The following is an 18,454-nucleotide window of genomic DNA, read 5'->3' on the forward strand; positions in this document are numbered from 1 at the left end:
GGTTGGGTGGGACCGGGGTGATGCCGATGGCACTAGAGGGGGGAGAGGCTGAAGGGCAGCCAATAAAAAGCCCCGGCAGGCGCCGGGGCTGGGAAAGGGCTCGGGTCAGTTGACCGAAATGGCGCGGGCGTCGATGAAGAAGCGGGCGTGGCCGTGATCATCCACCCTTATCTGGGCGAGCAGGCGATCCTTTCGCTTGAACTCCCATCCTGTCTTGATCCGGGTCAGCGCGGGGCTGGCGGCACCGACCACATTCAGATACTCATGAAACAGGCTGTAGCTTCCAATCTCGGTCAGCATCTTTTCCATTTGCATATCTCCTCAAGTAATGGGCTCAGCACATGCCACGCTAGCGGCAACCTTCTGAACCCTGCCTGTACAAAAACCAGACTACCCCATCAAGATGAAGGCAATATGATCAGGCGCAAGATCAGGAGGGATTTGCACGAAAAATGATACCGTTTTCAATCAGGGCTGGCGCGGCACGGCGAGATGATCGAAGGCGGTGGATCCGGCATGGGACGGCAAGGCGGCAGCGGGTTGTTCCATCACCTGACCATGGAAGACGGGATCCTGCGCCACCTCCTTGACGCCGTTGATGCAGAACTGCATACCCATGCACACCAGCAGGAAACCCATGATGCGTGTCATGGCGTCGATGCCGGTGGCACCCAGGATCTTGCACACGGGATCTGCCAGCTTGAGCACACCCCAGCTGATCAGGCTCATCAGGGCGAAGGCGGTGACCATGGCGGCATAGATGACGACGCGATCGGCCTCGGCCGGCAGCTCGGCGATCTGGGCCGCGCCGCTGATCACCAGCGCCATGGTGCCGGGTCCGCACATGCTGGGCATGGTCAGGGGCACGAAGGCGATATTCTGGTTGGCCTCGACCCCGGCAGACTGGTTTGGCGAGGGGAACAGCATGCGAAAGCCGATGAAGGCGATAATGAGGCCACCGGCCAGGCGCAGGCCGGGAATGGAGATCCCGAACAGATCCAGGATGGAGGATCCGATGAAGAAGCTGACGCACAGGGTGGCGAACAGATAGAGGGCGGCCATGTTGATCTGGCGGCGAATGTGCTCGCGGGACATGCCCTTGCTCAGCCCCAGCAGCAGGGTGGCCGTGGTGGGCGGGTTGACCATGGGCAGCAGGGCCAGCAAGGCGAGAAAGATGACCTGGAAGAACATAGTGGACCTCGGGCAGGTGGACGGATTGGGGTGAGCTGGCAGGTCCGTAGCGGACCGCCACCCGGTCGATGATATCCGCAAAGAACAAGCCCCGACAGTGCGGGGCTTGCTTGGGAAGGATCAGGCGGCCTGCGGGGTGGCCTGGCGTTGGCCGCGCTGGCGCAGCCAGAGCCAGATGCCGAGCACGAAACCGAGGGCGGCCAGGCTGACCACATAGTGGGAGGGGGCCAGCACGTCCTCCTTCATCCAGAGGGTGACCAGCATGGGGGTGAGGCCGCCGAAGATGGCGTAGGCCACGTTGTAGGAGAACGACAGCCCGGAGAAGCGCACCACCGGCGGGAAGGCATTGACCATGACGTAGGGCACGGCGCCGACGATCCCCACCGCAAAGCCCGCCAGCATGTAGAGGGGCACCAGCTGATCCGTGCCGGCCGCCAGGCTGTGGTAGAAGGTATAAGTGGCGCCGGCCAGCAGCAGGGAGCCCAGGATGAAGGTAGGACCGCTGCCGATGGCATCGATCAGGCGGCCATAGACGATGCAGCCCAGGGTGAGGGCGACGATGGCCAGGGAGTTGGCGGTCAGGGCATCGGCCGGGCTGATGCCGTGGACCTTCTGCAGATAGGTCGGGGTCATCAGGATCACCACTACTATGCCGGCGGAGAGCAGCCAGGTCAGCAGCATGGAGACGACGACGCTGCCCTTGTGTTCACGCAGCACCGTCTTGAGGGGCAGCTCCTCGGCCAGGGACTTGTTGGCCTGCATCTCGGCGAAGACCGGAGTCTCGTGCAGCCAGCGGCGCAGGTACATGGCGACGATGCCGAACACGCCACCGAGCACGAAGGCCAGACGCCAGCCCCAGTCGCTCACATCGCCCGGGCTCATGCCACGGTTGATGGCGGTCGCCACCAGGGAGCCGAGCAGGATGCCGGCGGTCAGCCCCGCGGTGAGGGTACCGCAGGCGACACCGACCCGGCGGGCGGGCACGTGTTCGGCCACGAAGACCCAGGCTCCGGGGACTTCCCCGCCGATGGCGGCCCCTTGCAGGATCCGCAGCAGCAGCAGCAGGAGGGGGGCGGCGATGCCGAGCACGGCGTAGGTGGGCAGCAGGCCGATCAGCAGGGTCGGCAAGGCCATCAGGATGATGCTGAGGGTGAACATCCGCTTGCGGCCGATGAGATCGCCAAAGTGGGCCATGATGATGCCCCCCAGGGGGCGGGCCAGGTAGCCGGCGGCGAAGATGCCGAAGGTCTGGAACTGGCGCAGCCACTCGGGAATGTCGGCCGGGAAGAAGAGCTCGCCGATGACCACGGCGAAGAAGACGAAGATGATGAAGTCGTAGAATTCGAGGGCGCCGCCCAGCGCCGCCAGGCTCAGGGTCCTGTAATCCTGTCGATTGAGGGGGCGACCGTGGTCGTGCGATGTGCTGACTTTACTCATATCCTTATGTTTCCCATCGTTTTTTTAGTTATTCTCCCCGGTGTGCTGCGGGGATACGCTCACCCACGAGGGTATGCTTTTGTGTCCCGCAATGTAAATCGCACAATTCGCAACACTGTCTTGCAGCACGGTGCGGCAAGAAGCTGGAGAGATCATGACGAAGAAAAAGGTACTGCTCTCCTGGAGCAGCGGAAAAGACAGCGCCTGGGCCTTGCATCGCCTGCGCCAGGATCCGGCCATCGAGGTGGTGGGGCTGTTCACCACCCTCAACCAGGCGTTCGAGCGGGTGGCCATGCACGGGGTGCGCAAGCAGTTGCTGCTGGCACAGGCTGAGTGTGTGGGCTTGCCGCTGACCACCATCGACCTGCCCTGGCCCTGCAGCAACGAGGAGTATGGGCGCATCATGACGGGCTTCATCGCCGATGTGCAGGCCAAGGACATTTACCACATGGCGTTCGGGGATCTCTTTCTTGAGGATGTGCGCGCCTATCGGGAGCGGCAACTGGCGGGGACCGGCATCACGCCGCTCTTCCCGCTCTGGGGCAGCGACACGACCGAGCTGGCGCAGGCGATGATCGACGCCGGGCTCAAGGCCAGGGTCTGTACCCTGGATCCGGGCAAGCTGCCTGCCACCCTCGGCGGACATGAGTTTGACGCGGCCTTGCTGGCTGCCCTGCCCGCCGGGGTGGATCCCTGCGGCGAGAACGGGGAGTTCCACACCCTGGCCTGGGACGGCCCCATGTTCCTGCATCCCTTGCCCATCGGGGTGGGGGAGACGGTGCTGCGGGACGGCTTCGTCTTCACCGATCTGCTGCCCGCCACCGCCTAGTCGCGATTGGACTCCCGCTCGCCCTTGTCGTCGTTGTAACGCAGGGCGATCTCGTGGAACTGCTGGTGGATGCGGGCAAAGGCGTCCGTGATGTCGGGGTCGAAGTGATTGCCCCGCCCCGCCAGTATGATCGGCACCACCTCCTGGTGGGACATGGCAGCCTTGTAGCAGCGCTTGCTGATGAGGGCGTCGTACACGTCGGCCAGCGCCATCAAGCGGGCCGAGAGCGGGATCTCGTCACCGTGCAGGCCATAGGGATAGCCGGTGCCGTCCCACTTCTCGTGGTGGTAGCAGGCGATCTCCTTGGCCAGTCGCAGAAATTCCACCTCTACCCCCAGCGCCTCCTCGGCATGGACGATGGCCTCCTTGCCGAGAATGGAGTGGTGCTTCATCTGGGCAAACTCGTCCGCATCCAGCTTGCCAGGCTTGAGCAGGATCCGGTCTGGCACGCCGACCTTGCCGATGTCGTGCAGCGGGGCCGATTTGAACAGCAGATCGATGGTCTTGGGGGTCAGCTCTGCACGAAAGCGGGCATGCTCGCAGAGGGTCTCCGCCAGCAGCCGCACATAGTGCTGGGTGCGCAGGATATGGTTGCCGGTCTCGTTGTCGCGGGTTTCGGCAAGAGAGGCGAGGGAGTGGATGGTGATGTTCTGGATCAGTTCGTTCTCCCGGGTGCGCCGCTCCACCTCCTGCTCCAGAAAGGCGTTCTGGTCGTGCAGCAGATCCCGCGCCGCTTTCAGCTCCAGGTGGTTTCTGACCCGGGCCAGCACGATGGCGGGGGTGATCGGCTTGTGGATGTAGTCGACGGCTCCCAGCGCCAGGCCGTGCGCCTCCGCACTCTCCTCCACCTTGGCGGTCAGGAAGATCACCGGGATCTCCCGCACCTGCGGCATCTCCTGCAGCGCCTGCATTACCTGATAGCCGTCCATCTGGGGCATCACCACGTCGAGCAGGATCAGATCCACCCGGGTGCCGGCCGAGAGGATCTCCAGTGCCCGCTGGCCGCTGATGGCGACCTTGACCCGGTAGTGGGGGCTGAGCAGGGCGCTGAGCAGGGAGAGGTTCTCCGGTGTGTCATCGACCACCAGCAGGGTGGGTTTGGTATCGGGATCCAGCAAGTTGAGCATGATGGCGCCTCACTCTTGGTTGAACAGATCGGGTCTGAGGGCCCGGACTTGTTGCAGATATGCCAGGGCATCGGCGAAGCGAAAACGGGTCATGGCATCGTGCATGGCCGGTGCTGCCTCGCCCAGCAGGGGAGCGAGCCTGGCCTGATTGCGCTGGAACAGGATGAAGGCTTCCGCATCGTCTTCCAGCAGCAGCCCGGTCAGCTGGTGCAGCAGGGGGGCCAGCTCGGCGGGGGTAGCCTCCGGCAAGCCGGGGGTGGCAGGGGCCGGCAGCAGTGTCAGCAGGCTGGCGGCCAGTTGCTGCTGCTGTTGCAGCCCCAGCTCGGCCAGCGGCAGCAGGCTGGCGGCATCGTCTCCCCGGGCGAGGGCGCTCTCCAGCCGGGCCGAGACATCCTGCAGCGACCCGGCCCCCAGCGTTGCGGCTATGCCCTTGAGGGTATGGGCCTGTCGATGCGCTTCTTCCCGGTCATTCGCCTGCAGGGCGGCCAGCAGGGTTTCCATCGGCTGACTCCCCTGGCGGGCGAAACGTTGCAGCAGATCCCGATACCACTCCCAGTTATGCATCAATCGTTGCAGGGCTGGCTCGGCGTTGAGCCCGATCGCCTGCAGCTGTGGCAGCAAGGCGGTGGCGGGTGATGCGTGTGAGGCAGTGAGCGTGCTGTTGACCTCGCGGCTGAAGGAGGTTGCCCAGCGCTGCAGGGCCGCATACAGCCTGTCGGGGTCGATGGGCTTGGCAATGTGATCGTCCATCCCGGCAGCGAGGCAGCGTTCGCGGTCACCGGCCATGACGTTGGCCGTCATCGCCAGGATCGGGGTGTGTTGCCCGATGTCTTCCCGCTCGCGCAACAGCCGGGTGGCAGCCAGGCCATCCATCACCGGCATCTGCATGTCCATCAGGATCAGGTCGTAGTGGGTCTGGGCCACCATCTCCAGCGCGATGGCACCATTGCCGGCGATGCTGACATCGGCACCGACCGCCCGCAGCAGCTCCAGCGCGACTTGCTGATTGAGCTCGTTGTCTTCCGCCAGCAGGATCCTGAGTCCGTCGAAGCGGTAGCGATGGGTCACCTGCGGTGGTTTGAAGGTGAGAGAACTTGTTTGCTGGCCAAACAGGCCGATGACGGTATCGAACAGCACGGAGGCGCATACCGGCTTGACCAGCACCCGATCAAAGCCGGCGGAATCGGCCTGGCGAAAGACCTCTTCCCGTCCGTAGCCGGTCACCATGACCCGATAGGGTCGCGGGCCCATACCACGGGCGATGAGGCGGCGACCGGTCTCGATGCCATCCAGCCCCGGCATGTGCCAGTCCAGCAATACCACTTCGTAAGGCTGTCCCTCCTGCTCGGCGCCGGCGATCATCTGTAGTGCCTGCTGGCCCGACTCGGCGGTGTCCACCACAAAGCTCATGCTGCGCAGCAGGGCGGCCATGATGGTGCGGGCGCTGGCACTGTCGTCGGCCACCAGCATGCGGCGCCCGCGCAGATCCAGGCTCGGCAGATAGCGGGATCTGCGCCTGCCCCTACCGAGTCGGGCGGTAAACCAGAAGGTGCTGCCCTGGCCTGGTTCGCTCTGTACCCCCACCTCGCCACCCATCAGCTCGGCCAGTTTGCGGGAGATGGCGAGGCCGAGGCCGGTGCCGCCGTACTTGCGGGTGGTGGAGCTGTCCGCCTGCTGGAATGACTGGAACAGCCGCTGCTGCTGCTCCTGGCTCATGCCGATCCCGGTGTCCTGTACCGAGCAGTGCAGCAACACCTCATGGGGTTGTTTCTCCAGGCAGCTGACCTTGACCAGGATCTCCCCCTGCTCGGTGAACTTGACCGCGTTGTTGGCGTAGTTGATCAGGATCTGGCCGAGGCGAAGGGGATCGCCATAGAGCAGGGTGTCGAGCTGGTGGTCGACCTCGAACAGCAACTCTATGCCCTTGGCTTCCGCCTTTTCGCCCACCAGGGTGGCCAGATTCTCCAGCACATGGTCGAGATCGAATTCGATCCGCTCCAGATCCAGCTTGCCGGCCTCGATCTTGGAGAAGTCGAGGATGTCGTTGATGATGCCGAGCAGATGCTGGGCCGAACGCTGGATCTTGCTGACATAGTCGAACTGCTGCGGATCGAGCCGGGTCTGCAGGGCGAGATGGGACATGCCGAGGATGGCGTTCATGGGGGTGCGGATCTCGTGGCTCATGTTGGCGAGAAAATCGCTCTTGGCCCGGGTTGCGCCCTCCGCCAACTCATAGGCTGCTTCCAGCTCCTGGTTCTTGGCCTGCATCACCGCAAACAGCTCATCCCGGGTCGGTTCTGCGAACTGCTGCTGCATCTGTTGCAGCAGCAGTCCATCGGGCCAGCGGGGCAGGCGGTAGACCAGGGCGATGGCGTTGTCCGCGTGCGCGACCAATCGGATGCCACATGAATGGCAGCCGTCCGGCTCGGGGGGGATGGGGGCGTCAGCCGAGAGCGAGAGCCACAACTCCTGTGTGCGAGGCTCCAGCCACAACTGCAGTTGCAGCGGCTCAGCGTCCACCACCAGCTGGCGTACCAGCTCGGAAGTGGCGCCCGCCAGCGGTGCCACGAAGGTGGGACTTCTATCGAGGCAGGTGAGTACCTGGATCACCTTGCGCCGGGCGGTGAGTGCCGCCGCCGGGCCTGACAGCAGGGTTTCGCCGATTAGTTGCCGCATCTAGTCCTCCTCCCCTGCCAGCACGCGCAGCACGATGCAGCTGGCATCGTCGGTGCTGCGGCCACTGTGGGCGATCACTTGGCGTGCCAGCTGGGCGGGCTCGGCGGCTAGATCCAGTGCTCCGTCGCGCAGGTTGAGGGATTCGCTGATACCGTCCGAATAGAGCATCACCACGTCCCCCGCGACGAGTGGCTGGCGCTGCAGCAAGGGGGTGGGGAAGCGCTCTCCCAGCACCCCATCGCGGGAGATGCCGCGCCAGGGACCATGACCGCGCAGGCAGATGCGGGTATTGCCGATGCCGGCATAGCTCAGCTCACCCCGTTCGCCGTTGACCAGGGCCACGCCGGCGGCGGCGCCCCGGGTACCGATGCAGTGCTGGTGCAGCAGTTGCAACAGGCGGGCCGGTTCCTGCTCGTGGGTTTGCTGCAGCGCAGCCTCCAGCACCTGTACCAGCTTGTTGGCCGAGGCACCGTGGCCGCTCACGTCGATCAGGATCAGCGATACCCCCTCCGGCCCCGGTCTGATGAAGGCCAGATCACCGGAGACCCGTTCCGGATAGCAGGGGCGGTTCTCGCTGGCCCATGCCAGTTGCAGGCCGGCGTGCAGCTGGCCGGCACAGGCGAGGGGGGGGATTGGCCTGGATACCAGAGGGGCCGCGCCCAGCCACTTGCGGGCCTGCACCAGAGTTCCCCCTTCCGGCGGGGTGCTGATGGTGAGTTCCGACATCATGCGGCGCACGCCGGGCAGGCCTAGCCCCAGGGTGCCCGAGGTGCTGTAGTGATCCTGCATGGCCTGATGCACGTCCCCAATGCCGGGGCCCTGATCGCGGGCGACGATGTCGATGCAGGGACGCCCGCTGGGATGGTGGAGGGTGAGGGTGATCTCCCCCCGCTCGGCGTATTTCAGAATGTTGCTGCCAAGCTCGGAGACCACGGTGGAGAGCATGGCACGGTCCACCTCGGACAGGTTGGCGATGAAGGGGAGGCGGCGTACCGCCATCACCGTCAGGTGCAGGTCGATGTCGTGGCGCAGCGGGTAGCTGGCTTCTTGAAGGCACTGTTCCAACTGCATGATGCGCTACTCCTCATCCTTGAGCGTCCTGCGAACATGGGCGAAGGCATCGTCCATGTCGAGAAAGCAGCGCAGCGGCCCGGGCTCGGCATCGGCCAGCGCCAGGAAGGCGGCGATCCCTGCATTGAGCCCAACCAGCAGGCAGACGGCACCGAGCAGGCGGCACACCTCGGCCAGTTTGCGTACCTGCCTGAATTCGTGGTGATCGAGCAGCATGACCCCGGAGAAGTCGAGCAGTACCGCGTGCTGGCGGCCCAGCATCAGCCGCTGGGAGAGGGCCTGCATCAGTTGCTGCATGCCCTCGTCACCGAGGTCGGGGCGCATACTGACCACGATGCAGTCGGCCACGTCGGCGATGCCCAGATCATTGTTGAGCAGCATGCATCTCTCCTGGAGGCCTAGAGGGTGGATCCGACCCGCTTGAGGGCGATCTCGAAGGCATCCCGCAGGGTCGCCGTGGTGCGGATGTCGCCGACAGAGACCCCCAGCTCCACCATGGTGCGGGCGATGGCGGGCGAGACGCCGGAGATGATGGCCTCGCACCCCATGAACTGGGTCGCCTTGGTGATCTTGATCAGCTGGTTGGCGACGCCGGTATCCACGGTGGCGACTCCGGCGATGTCCAGTACGAAGACCCGGGCCCGGGTCTCGGCAATCTTGGTGAGCGATTTGTTCATCACGTCGGCGGTACGCATGGAATCGATGATCCCCACCAGCGGCAGCAGCAGGATCCCGTCCCAGATGGGGGTGACCGGGGTCGACATCTCCTGCAGCGACTTGTGCAGCTCCTCGCGCACCCTGGCGGCCTCTTCCGCCTCCTCCATGGCGCGCTTGAGCTGGTGATGCTGTTCTACTTGGGCTGTGATGTCGGTGGCAAACTTGACGATCTTGCTGGGCTTGCCGGTGAGATCCAGCACCGGGTTGTAGGAGCCCTGGATCCAGATCTCTTCACCCTGTTTGCCGATTCGGCAGAACTCTCCCGCCAGGAATTCACCGCGGCGCAGGGTTTCCCAGAAGGTGCGATAGTCGGCCGACTGGGCGTAGTCGGGATCGACCAGCAGCCTGTGGTGCTGGCCCTTCAGCTCTTCCAGCTGATAGCCCACTGTCTCCAGGAAGCGGGCATTGGCATCGAGAATGATGCCATCCAGTGAAAACTCCACCTTGCCCATGACCCGGCTCAGGGCGTTGAGCTGCCCCTCGAAGTTGGCGTTCAGTTGTTTCTGTTCGGTCAGGTCCATGGTGTATTCGATGACCTGAACCAGCGCGCCCTGTTCGTCCAGCAGGGGGCTGCAACTGCCTCGCAGCCATATGTCCCGCCCCTGCCGATCCCGGCGGCGAAACTCTCCCTCCTGTGCCTGCCCCGTTCGCAGCGCCTGCCAACGGGCGGCTTCGTCGGCGGATTCTTCTGCCTCCGAGGGGAACAACATGCTGTAGTGCTGACCCTTGAGCTCGGCCAGCTGGTATCCCATGATGGCGAGAAAGCGGGGGTTGGCATCCAGAATCAATCCGTCTGGCGCGATCTCGAGCCGGGCCATCAGCTGGTCGACGGCCTCCAGTCTGGCCTGGGATGAAGCGGGAGTGACAGTATTCGAATGGGCAGCTGCGGTGTGCACGTCCATGGCATCTCCGGTAAATGGTGCAATTGATTTGAATGCCATTAGAAGGCGTACAGCAGTTATAGCCCACCGGGGCGAGAGCGGGGGACAAGAAGTGCCGAAAGAGCCTGCTGGTAGGGGGGGGCTTGGGCCTGGAGAGTTCGTCATGAACATCTTATATCGGGACTAATGTCCTTATCGCCCCGCTTTGCCCTGGTTGCCGCCAGCCTGACCCTGCCCGCCGTGGCAGTCGAAATCCCGGCCAGCCCCGCTGGTGTCATTGCGGTGAGCCTGGCCCAGCAGGCCCCCCTTCACTGGGTGTCGATGACGCAGATTGCCAGGAGCCTGGATGGGCAGCCGCCGATGGCGGTGGGTTTCGACATCGATGACACCCTGCTCTTCTTCAGCCCGGGGGGCTATCGCGGCAAGCAGGCGTTCTCCCCCAATGGTGAGAGCTGCCTGAAGAACCCGACCTTCTGGGAGAAGATGAGCAACGGCTGGGACGCGTTCAGCGTGCCGAAAGAGGTGGCAAGGCGCTCATCGCCATGCACTTCCCGCGCGGCGATCACATCTACTTCGTGACCAGCCGTTCGGCCAACTCCACCTACTTGCCGCTGCCGCTGGCTGGCGCATGGGAGGAGGAGGTGAGCGTCAACTCCCTGTACTGAGATTCCCATGAATGGAAAAAGGGCCGGATCCTGTCAGGATCCGGCCCTTCTTTTGGGCGTCTAGCGGGCGGCGAAGGTGTCGCAAGTGGCGGGCTTGCCGCTGTCAAAACCGCGTTTGAACCAGGCGAGGCGCTGGGCCGAGGTACCGTGGGTGAAGCTGTCGGGAACGACCCGGCCCTGACCTTGCTGCTGCAACCTGTCGTCGCCGATGGCCTGGGCGGCGTTGAGCGCCTCTTCCAGATCGCCGCGCTCCAGCACCTGCTCTTTTTCCATGTAGTGGCCCCAGACCCCGGCGAAGCAGTCCGCCTGGAGTTCGAGCTTGACCGACAACCGGTTCTGGGCGACCTGGCTCAGCCCCTGTTGCTGCTGGCGCACCTTGGTGGAGATGCCGAGCAGGTTCTGCACGTGGTGGCCCACTTCGTGGGCGATCACATAGCCCTGGGCGAAGTCGCCGTCGGCCCCCAGCTTGTCGCGCATGTCCTGATAGAAGGAGAGATCGATGTAGACGGTGCTGTCGGCCGGACAGTAGAAGGGCCCCATCACCGACTGCCCCTGGCCGCAGCCGGTGCGGGTCGCACCGCTATAGAACACCAGTCTGGGGGCCTGATAGTGGTTGCCGCTTTGCTGGAACATCTCACCCCAGGCGTCCTCCGTGGAGGCGAGCATCACCGAGGTGAAGCGGGCGAGGGGATCGTTGGCAGCCTGGGACGAGTTCTGACGCTGGGGCTGGCTCTGCGGGGCCGGATCCTGCAGCAGGGGGCCGAGGTCCACGCCGTAGTACCCCGCCACCATGACCACCACCAGCAGGATCAGACGCCCCTTGCCACCGATGGGCAGGCCGCCGCCCCCGTTGCCGCCTTGCTGGCGTCGGTCTTCCACATTGTTGCTCTCACGGCGATCTTGCCAGCGCATATCCCCATACTCCCGTCATTGGTGGTGGCGGTAATGATAATGGCTGGCGCCGGGGCTTGCCTAATCGGCCCGGGTCATTCGGCCCAGGGCATCTCGGGCAGGCTGTCGAGGAACTCGCCGTAACGGACGAGGTTGAAGGGGCCCTGTTCGGCTTCCATGGCCATGAGTTCGGCGCCCAGGGCGCAGGCGATGTATTGCAGCGCCTCTTCCCGCGGGGTGCCCTTCATCACCAGGCGCATCAGGGTGGCTTTCACCTGGAGGGGATGGCCGTCGGCGAGCTGGCTCTCCACCATCTCCAGCAGTGTCTCTTCATCAAAAAATTCGGGGGTATCGGTCATGGCCGTTCTCCTGCCTGTTCCATGGGGTGGGCAGTATAGCGGGGACGCGGCTCCCGGGGGCGAAAATATCCTCCGGGTCTTGCCAAGGAAGCGGGGCGGGAGCAGTCTTGGACACTCTCTACTGCCGAACGAGCCCATGTCATGATCCTCTCCGAGCGCCTGGAACTGCGCAAACTGACCATTGTCGATGCCCCCTTCATTCTCGAACTGCTCAACGATGGTGATTTTTACCGCTACATCGGCGATCGCGGGGTGCGTACCCTGGCGGATGCCGAAAACTACATCCAGCAGGGGCCTGCGGTCAGTTATGCCCGCCACGGTCACGGACTCTATCTGGTGGTGCGGCGGGAAGACGGGGCCAGGCTCGGCATCTGCGGTCTGATCAAGCGCGATACCCTGCCCTGTGAAGACATCGGCTATGCCTTCCTGCCCGCCTGGCGTGGCCAGGGCTATGCCATCGAAGCCGCGCGGGCAGCCATGGCAGATGGCCGTGAACGGCTCGGCATCGAGCGGGTGGTCGCCATCGTCACCCCGGGCAATGAGCGCTCGGTCCGGCTACTCGCCAAGCTGGGGCTGAGTCAGGGCAAACGGGTCAGGCTGGGAGCCGGCGAGGAGGAGTGCCTGCTGCTGGAGGCGCCTGACAAGGAGACTTGCGGGGTCTAGCCACCGCTCTGGGAGCGGGGCCATGCAGACTATGACGTCAGGCAAGGAGGCCGCCGTGAGTTGCGGCCTGTCTGCATCGGGCGCTGCCTGGGCAGGCAGGATCAGTTGAGCTCTTCGATGGAGAACTCGCCGGCGATGCCATCACAGGAGATGGCGAAGCCGCCGCTGAAGCGGGTGCTGAACTGGATCAGGAACGCATCGTCGTCGTGCTCTTGCACGGGCAGGTTGATGGGTTTGCTGCGACGCAGGGGTTTGCGGATCTGTACGTGTTTCATCATGGTATTTCTCTATATAAATTAAGTGTTTGCTCCTTGTATTGGCAAATGTCAGGTCAATGGGCGCGGTCAGCACGATGGCGGACGAGCGCGCAGGAATACCCAGCCCGGTTCAGGGGCGTCTGCACTTTCAAGGAAGGCGCCAAGGACCACGCGGATGCATGATGCTACTTGGGAGTGGGCAGATCGGGTCTGCACCGTGAGAGCCGGGCAACGCAGGCAGACAGCCTGAACGGTTCTCAAGGCGAGTAAATCAGAAGAAGGTTATGCGGGTACTGGCAGGATTCATCGTGAGGTGAAGCATTGCGAACATAATCAGGGCTGATTAACTAGCCGGCGCGCATTCTCGCCTCTAAATGTGTAAAAAGCAAACACTAATTGTGCGCTCACTCTGTCATTCCCTGTTTTTCACTGCCACGGGGACGGCAAAAGGGCTCCCGAGGGAGCCCTTTTCATTGCCGGTCAGGGACGGGCTCAGGCGTCGCCACAGGCCTTCTTGGCGGCGGTGATCATGGGGGTAATGGTCATACCCTGTACCACGATGGAGAACATCACCACCGAGTAGGTCATCACCAGGATCACCTGGCGCAGATCGACGTTGTGTTCCGGGATCATCATGACACCGGATGGCAGTGCCAGGGCCATGGCCATGGCCAGGCCGCCACGCAGGCCTCCCCAGGTGAGGATGCGCACCGAGAAGGTGTTGTAGCTGCGGAACTTGCGGAACGCCACATAGGGCAGGGAGACGCTGATGAAGCGGGCGGCCAGGCAGAGCGGTACCGCGATGACCAGCAGGATCCAGTCGCGCCAGGCCAGATCCAGCAGCACCAGTGCCAGACCGATCAGCAGGAACAGCAGGGCGTTGAGGAACTGATCCATCAACTCCCAGAAGTGATCCAGGTGGTGCTGGCTCTGCTCGGAGAAGCCGGAATGACGGGTCCAGTTGCCGATCATGATGCCGGTCACCACCATGGCCAGGGCGCCGGAGACGCCGATCATGTTGGCGAAGGCGAAGCCCGCGGTCGGGATGCAGAGGGTCAGCAGCAGCTCCAGGGAGCCGTCGTCGGTGGCGCTGATCATCACGTGGGCGATGAGGCCCAGCACGGCCCCGAACAGGATGCCGCCGAGGGCCTCATGCAGGAAAAGACCTGCCACGCTGCCGAAGGTGGGCTCCACGCCGCCAAAGGCCACGGCAAACACGGTAGCGAAGATGACGAGGCCAACACCGTCGTTGAACAGGGATTCCCCTTCGATCTGGATGGCGATCTGGGGTGGCGCCTTCATCTTCTTGACGATGGCCAGTACGGCAATCGGGTCAGTGGGGGAGATCAGCGCGCCGAACAGCATGCAGTAGACCAGCGGCAGGTCCCAGCCCAGCAGCTTGGCGATGAACCAGAAGCCGTAGCCGATGAGGAAGGTGGAGAGCAGGGTGGCGGCTATGGCCAGAATGGTGATTTCCCACTTCTGGCTACGCAACGCCTTGAGGTTGATGCCAAGCCCGCCAGCGAACAGCAGGAAGCCCAGGATCCCCTTCAACAGGAAGTTCTGGAAGTCGATGCTCTCCATGGTCTTGATGGCGAGAGGCTCCAGATTGAACCAACCCAGTTTGCCAAACAGCACCAGCAGCGCGGAGATCAGCATGGAGCCCGCAGTGATGGCGATGGTGGTCTGGATCTTCACAACATACTGGTTGGCAAAGGCGATGAAGATCGCCAAGGCTGCCAGGAAGCAGAGTGTGTAGTAGACGCTCATAGTTATTTTTCTCTTTGGTAAACAGCAAGCACGTATCCCTCTTGAGGACGGGCATAGGGTACTCCCGGGTTAGATCATGCTCATTACCTATTTATGGTTATATTTAATCGTTGTCACGGACAGATAGACGGCTAGATTTCCATTTAATTTGATTGCTGCTAGGATGGGCATCACGCAGTTGCATGGATGTAAGGGGTACGAGCGGTGTCGAGCAGAGAGTCGAACAAGAAAGCGGATGTCACAGCCAGGCTGGAAGCCTGTCTCAAGGAGCGGATCCTGATCATCGACGGGGCCATGGGCACCATGATCCAGGGTTACAAACTCGGTGAGGCGGACTATCGGGGGGAGCGGTTTGCCGACTGGCATACCGACATCAAGGGCAACAACGACCTGCTGGTGTTGAGCCGTCCCGCCGTCATTCGCGAGATCCACGACCAGTATTGTGCCGCCGGGGCCGACATCCTCGAGACCAACACCTTCAACGCCACCCGCATCGCCATGGCGGACTACGAGATGGAAGCGCTCTCGGCCGAGATAAACCGGGAGGCGGCCCGCCTGGCCCGCGCCGTGGCGGACGAGTGGACCGCCAAGGACCCGGCGAAACCGCGCTTTGTGGCGGGGGTACTGGGCCCCACCAACCGTACCGCCTCCATCTCGCCGGACGTGAACGATCCGGGCAAGCGCAACGTCACCTATGACGAGCTGGTGGCCGCCTACACCGAATCGACCCACGCCCTCATCGAGGGCGGTGCCGACATCATCCTGATCGAGACCATCTTCGACACCCTCAACGCCAAGGCGGCTGCCTTCGCGGTGGACCAGGTGTTCGAGGAGCTGGGTTACAGCCTGCCGGTGATGATCTCCGGCACCATCACGGACGCCTCCGGTCGTACCCTCTCGGGCCAGACCACCGAGGCCTTCTACCACTCCCTTCGCCACGTCAAACCGGTCTCGTTCGGCCTCAACTGTGCGCTGGGGCCGGACGAGCTGCGCCAGTACGTGGAGGAGCTGTCCCGCATCAGCGAGACCCATGTCAGCGCCCACCCCAACGCCGGTCTGCCCAATGCGTTTGGCGAGTACGATCTGGACGCGGTCGAGATGGCGGAGCATATCCGCGAGTGGGCTTCGAGCGGCTTTCTCAACCTGGTGGGCGGCTGCTGCGGCACCACCCCGACCCACATCCGCGCCATGGCGGACGCCGTGGCGGGCATCAAACCCCGCGCCCTGCCGGATCTGCCGGTGGCCTGCCGGTTGTCGGGCCTGGAGCCTCTCATCATCACGGCGGACTCCATGTTCGTGAACGTGGGTGAGCGGACCAACGTCACCGGCTCGGCCAAGTTCAAGCGCTTGATAAAAGAGGGGCTCTACGACGAGGCGCTGGATGTCGCCAAGCAGCAGGTGGAAAACGGCGCCCAGATCATCGACATCAACATGGATGAGGGGATGCTGGACGCCGAGGCGGCCATGGTGCGCTTCCTGAACCTCATCGCCGGGGAACCGGATATCGCCCGGGTGCCGGTGATGATTGACTCCTCCAAGTGGGAGGTGCTGGAGGCGGGCCTCAAGTGCGTGCAGGGCAAGCCGGTGGTCAACTCCATCTCCATGAAGGAGGGGGAGGACAAATTCATCGAGCAGGCGAAACTGCTGCGCCGCTACGGCGCCGCCGTCATCGTCATGGCGTTCGACGAGGTGGGCCAGGCCGATACTCGGGCCCGCAAGTTCGAGATCTGCCAGCGTGCCTACCGCATTCTGGTGGACCGCGTCGGCTTCCCGCCGGAAGACATCATCTTCGACCCCAACATCTTCGCGGTGGCGACCGGCATCGACGAGCACAACAACTACGCGGTGGACTTCATCGAAGCGGTGAAGGACATCAAGGAGCACCTGCCCCACGCCATGATCTCCGGCGGCGTCTCCAACGTCTCCTTCTCCTTCCGTGGTAACGAGCCGGTGCGCGAAGCCATCCACGCCGTCTTCCTCTACCACGCCATCAGGAACGGCATGGACATGGGGATCGTCAACGCGGGCCAGCTTGCCATCTACGAAGACATCCCGGCCGAGCTCAAAGAGAAGGTCGAGGCGGTGGTGCTGAACCTCAACGACAACGCCACCGAGGCGCTGCTGGCCATCGCAGAGAAGTATCGCGGCGCGGGTGCCCAGGCGGAGGATCCGCGGGATCAGGAGTGGCGCAGCTGGCCGGTGGGCAAGCGGCTCGAACACGCCCTGGTCAAGGGGATCACTGATTTCATCGAGGAGGATACCGAGGAGGCGCGCGCCCAGGCCGAGAAGCCGCTGCACGTCATCGAGGGGCCGCTGATGGATGGCATGAACGTGGTGGGAGATCTGTTCGGCGCCGGCAAGATGTTCCTGCCCCAGGTGGTGAAGTCGGCCCGGGTGATGAAGCGGGCGGTGGCCTACCTGCAGCCCTACATCGAGGCGGAGAAGTCCGGCGGTTCCAGCAACGGCAAAATCGTGCTGGCCACCGTCAAGGGCGACGTGCACGACATCGGCAAGAACATCGTCGGGGTGGTGCTCCAGTGCAACAACTTCGAGATCGTGGATCTCGGGGTCATGGTCTCCTGCGAGACCATCCTCAAGACGGCCCGGGAAGTGAACGCCGACATCATCGGCCTGTCGGGCCTCATCACTCCGTCCCTGGACGAGATGGTGCACGTAGCAAAGGAGATGGAGCGTCAGGGGTTCAAGCTGCCGCTGCTCATCGGCGGTGCCACCACTTCCAAGGCCCACACCGCGGTGAAGATAGAGCAGAACTACTCGGAGCCCGTGGTCTATGTCTCCAACGCCTCCCGCGCCGTGGGGGTGGCCCAGAGCCTGCTGAGCCCGGAGCTCAAGCCCGCCTTCGTGGCCCGCATCGACAAGGAGTACGAGATTGCACGGGATCAGCATGCCCGCAAGCAGCCGCGCTCCAAGCCGGTCAGCCTGGCCCATGCCCGGGCCAACCGCCATCAGCTGGACTGGGTGGGCTATGAGCCCCCGGCGCCCCGGGAGCCCGGCGTGCAGACCTTCGAAAACGTGCCCATCTCGGTGCTGCGCCCCTACATCGACTGGACGCCGTTTTTCCTGAGCTGGGAGCTGGCGGGCAAGTTCCCCCGCATTCTGGAGGATGAAGTAGTGGGGGAGGAAGCGACGCGCCTCTACGCCGACGCCAACGCCATGCTGGACCAGCTGGAGAAGGATCAGAGCGTGCGCTGCGCCGGCATCGTCGGCCTGTTCCCCGCCAACGCCGTGGGGGACAGCATCGAGGTCTACACTGACGAGTCCCGCACTGAAGTGAAAAAAGTGCTGCACCACCTGCGCCAGCAGAGCGAGAAGCAGGGCTTCCCCAACTACTGTCTGGCGGACTATGTGGCGCCGAAAGAGAGCGGCAAGCCCGACTGGATCGGCGCCTTCGCGGTGACCGGCGGCATCGGCGAGGAGGCCATCGCCAAGGCCTACAAGGCGGACCACGACGACTACAACGCCATTCTCATCCAGGCGGTGTGCGATCGCCTCGCCGAGGCCTTTGCCGAATACCTCCACGAGCAGGTGCGCAAAGTGCACTGGGGCTATGCCCCGGACGAGGCGCTCAGCAACGAAGAGCTTATCCGCGAAAATTACCAGGGGATACGTCCGGCGCCGGGCTACCCGGCCTGCCCGGAGCACACCGAGAAGGGGAGCATCTGGGAGTTGCTGGACGTGGAGCAGGCCATCGGCATGCAGCTCACCGAGTCCTACGCCATGTGGCCGGGGGCGGCGGTATCCGGCTGGTACTTCTCCCACCCCGAGAGCAAGTATTTCGCCGTGGCCCAGATCCAGCAGGATCAGGTGGAAGACTACGCCATGCGCAAGGGGATGACCCTGGCAGAGGCCGAACGCTGGCTGGGGCCCAACCTGCATTGATCCCCGTCTGCCCCGTCTCA

17 protein-coding genes are annotated in these 18,454 nt (G+C 63.7%); 5 read left to right on the forward strand and 12 right to left on the reverse strand.

Translation table 11 applies throughout. From position 1 onward, the window contains the following. Positions 1-105: 105 nt before the first annotated feature. The 3 genes from ACB037_RS09885 to ACB037_RS09895 form a co-directional block, all read right to left on the reverse strand. Positions 106-309 (reverse strand): hypothetical protein, encoded by a 204-nt coding sequence (locus tag ACB037_RS09885; RefSeq protein ID WP_041212219.1) that lies wholly within the window; start codon positions 307-309, stop codon positions 106-108. 159 nt (positions 310-468) lie between these two features. Then, positions 469-1,191 carry a MarC family NAAT transporter gene (locus tag ACB037_RS09890; RefSeq protein ID WP_045522936.1) on the reverse strand — a complete coding sequence of 241 codons (723 nt, stop codon included), beginning with the start codon at positions 1,189-1,191 and terminating at the stop codon, positions 469-471. Positions 1,192-1,311: 120 nt separating this feature from the next. Further along, a complete protein-coding gene (locus ACB037_RS09895; RefSeq protein ID WP_371175277.1) occupies positions 1,312-2,628 on the reverse strand; it encodes an MFS transporter in 1,317 nt (438 codons plus the stop codon). Between the two features lie 154 nt (positions 2,629-2,782). On the opposite strand from ACB037_RS09895, the gene ACB037_RS09900 reads away from it, so the two are divergent. Continuing rightward, positions 2,783-3,457, forward strand: coding sequence for an ATP-binding protein (locus tag ACB037_RS09900; RefSeq protein ID WP_371175278.1), 675 nt, complete (start codon positions 2,783-2,785; stop codon positions 3,455-3,457). On the opposite strand, the gene ACB037_RS09905 is transcribed toward ACB037_RS09900, so the two are convergent. The 5 genes from ACB037_RS09905 to ACB037_RS09925 are packed head-to-tail and all read right to left on the reverse strand — an operon-like array spanning position 3,454 to position 9,950. Then, positions 3,454-4,584: an HD-GYP domain-containing protein gene (locus ACB037_RS09905; RefSeq protein WP_043154351.1), complete on the reverse strand. Its 1,131-nt coding sequence runs from the start codon at positions 4,582-4,584 to the stop codon at positions 3,454-3,456. The genes ACB037_RS09900 and ACB037_RS09905 overlap by 4 nt on opposite strands. Before the next feature lie 9 nt (positions 4,585-4,593). Next, positions 4,594-7,260 (reverse strand): response regulator, encoded by a 2,667-nt coding sequence (locus ACB037_RS09910; RefSeq protein ID WP_371175279.1) that lies wholly within the window; start codon positions 7,258-7,260, stop codon positions 4,594-4,596. Next, entirely contained in the window at positions 7,261-8,331 is a 1,071-nt protein-coding gene (locus ACB037_RS09915; protein ID WP_371175280.1) for a SpoIIE family protein phosphatase, read from the reverse strand. Between the two features lie 6 nt (positions 8,332-8,337). Then, entirely contained in the window at positions 8,338-8,712 is a 375-nt protein-coding gene (locus tag ACB037_RS09920; protein WP_043154645.1) for an anti-anti-sigma regulatory factor, read from the reverse strand. Between the two features lie 17 nt (positions 8,713-8,729). Continuing rightward, entirely contained in the window at positions 8,730-9,950 is a 1,221-nt protein-coding gene (locus ACB037_RS09925) for a PAS domain S-box protein (protein WP_128297504.1), read from the reverse strand. A gap of 165 nt (positions 9,951-10,115) precedes the next feature. Here ACB037_RS09925 and ACB037_RS09930 point away from each other — a divergent pair, with 165 nt between their 5' ends. Further along, positions 10,116-10,508: a hypothetical protein gene (locus ACB037_RS09930; RefSeq protein ID WP_371175281.1), complete on the forward strand. Its 393-nt coding sequence runs from the start codon at positions 10,116-10,118 to the stop codon at positions 10,506-10,508. Further along, the gene (locus ACB037_RS09935; RefSeq protein WP_319861892.1) at positions 10,472-10,594 is read left to right on the forward strand and encodes a hypothetical protein; all 123 of its coding nucleotides are present in this window, start codon (positions 10,472-10,474) and stop codon (positions 10,592-10,594) included. The genes ACB037_RS09930 and ACB037_RS09935 overlap by 37 nt, the downstream gene beginning before the upstream one ends. 60 nt (positions 10,595-10,654) lie before the next feature. Here the strand turns inward: ACB037_RS09935 and ACB037_RS09940 are convergent, their stop codons facing one another. Further along, positions 10,655-11,506: a neutral zinc metallopeptidase gene (locus tag ACB037_RS09940; RefSeq protein WP_371175282.1), complete on the reverse strand. Its 852-nt coding sequence runs from the start codon at positions 11,504-11,506 to the stop codon at positions 10,655-10,657. 74 nt (positions 11,507-11,580) lie between these two features. After that, positions 11,581-11,844, reverse strand: a complete 264-nt coding sequence (locus tag ACB037_RS09945; RefSeq protein WP_371175283.1) for a hypothetical protein — start codon at positions 11,842-11,844, stop codon at positions 11,581-11,583. Between the two features lie 141 nt (positions 11,845-11,985). Here ACB037_RS09945 and ACB037_RS09950 point away from each other — a divergent pair, with 141 nt between their 5' ends. Continuing rightward, entirely contained in the window at positions 11,986-12,507 is a 522-nt protein-coding gene (locus tag ACB037_RS09950) for a GNAT family N-acetyltransferase (RefSeq protein WP_151027574.1), read from the forward strand. A gap of 101 nt (positions 12,508-12,608) precedes the next feature. Here ACB037_RS09950 and ACB037_RS09955 read toward each other — a convergent pair whose 3' ends face one another. Further along, positions 12,609-12,785: a hypothetical protein gene (locus ACB037_RS09955; protein WP_010672653.1), complete on the reverse strand. Its 177-nt coding sequence runs from the start codon at positions 12,783-12,785 to the stop codon at positions 12,609-12,611. A gap of 471 nt (positions 12,786-13,256) precedes the next feature. After that, the gene (locus ACB037_RS09960; protein WP_042880492.1) at positions 13,257-14,534 is read right to left on the reverse strand and encodes a sodium:proton antiporter; all 1,278 of its coding nucleotides are present in this window, start codon (positions 14,532-14,534) and stop codon (positions 13,257-13,259) included. A gap of 204 nt (positions 14,535-14,738) precedes the next feature. Here ACB037_RS09960 and metH point away from each other — a divergent pair, with 204 nt between their 5' ends. Then, the gene (gene metH, locus ACB037_RS09965; protein ID WP_371175284.1) at positions 14,739-18,434 is read left to right on the forward strand and encodes a methionine synthase; all 3,696 of its coding nucleotides are present in this window, start codon (positions 14,739-14,741) and stop codon (positions 18,432-18,434) included. Positions 18,435-18,454 lie beyond the last annotated feature (20 nt).

This window comes from Aeromonas sp. S19(2024), from assembly GCF_041402625.1.
GTDB classification, from domain to species: Bacteria; Pseudomonadota; Gammaproteobacteria; order Enterobacterales; family Aeromonadaceae; genus Aeromonas; species Aeromonas caviae.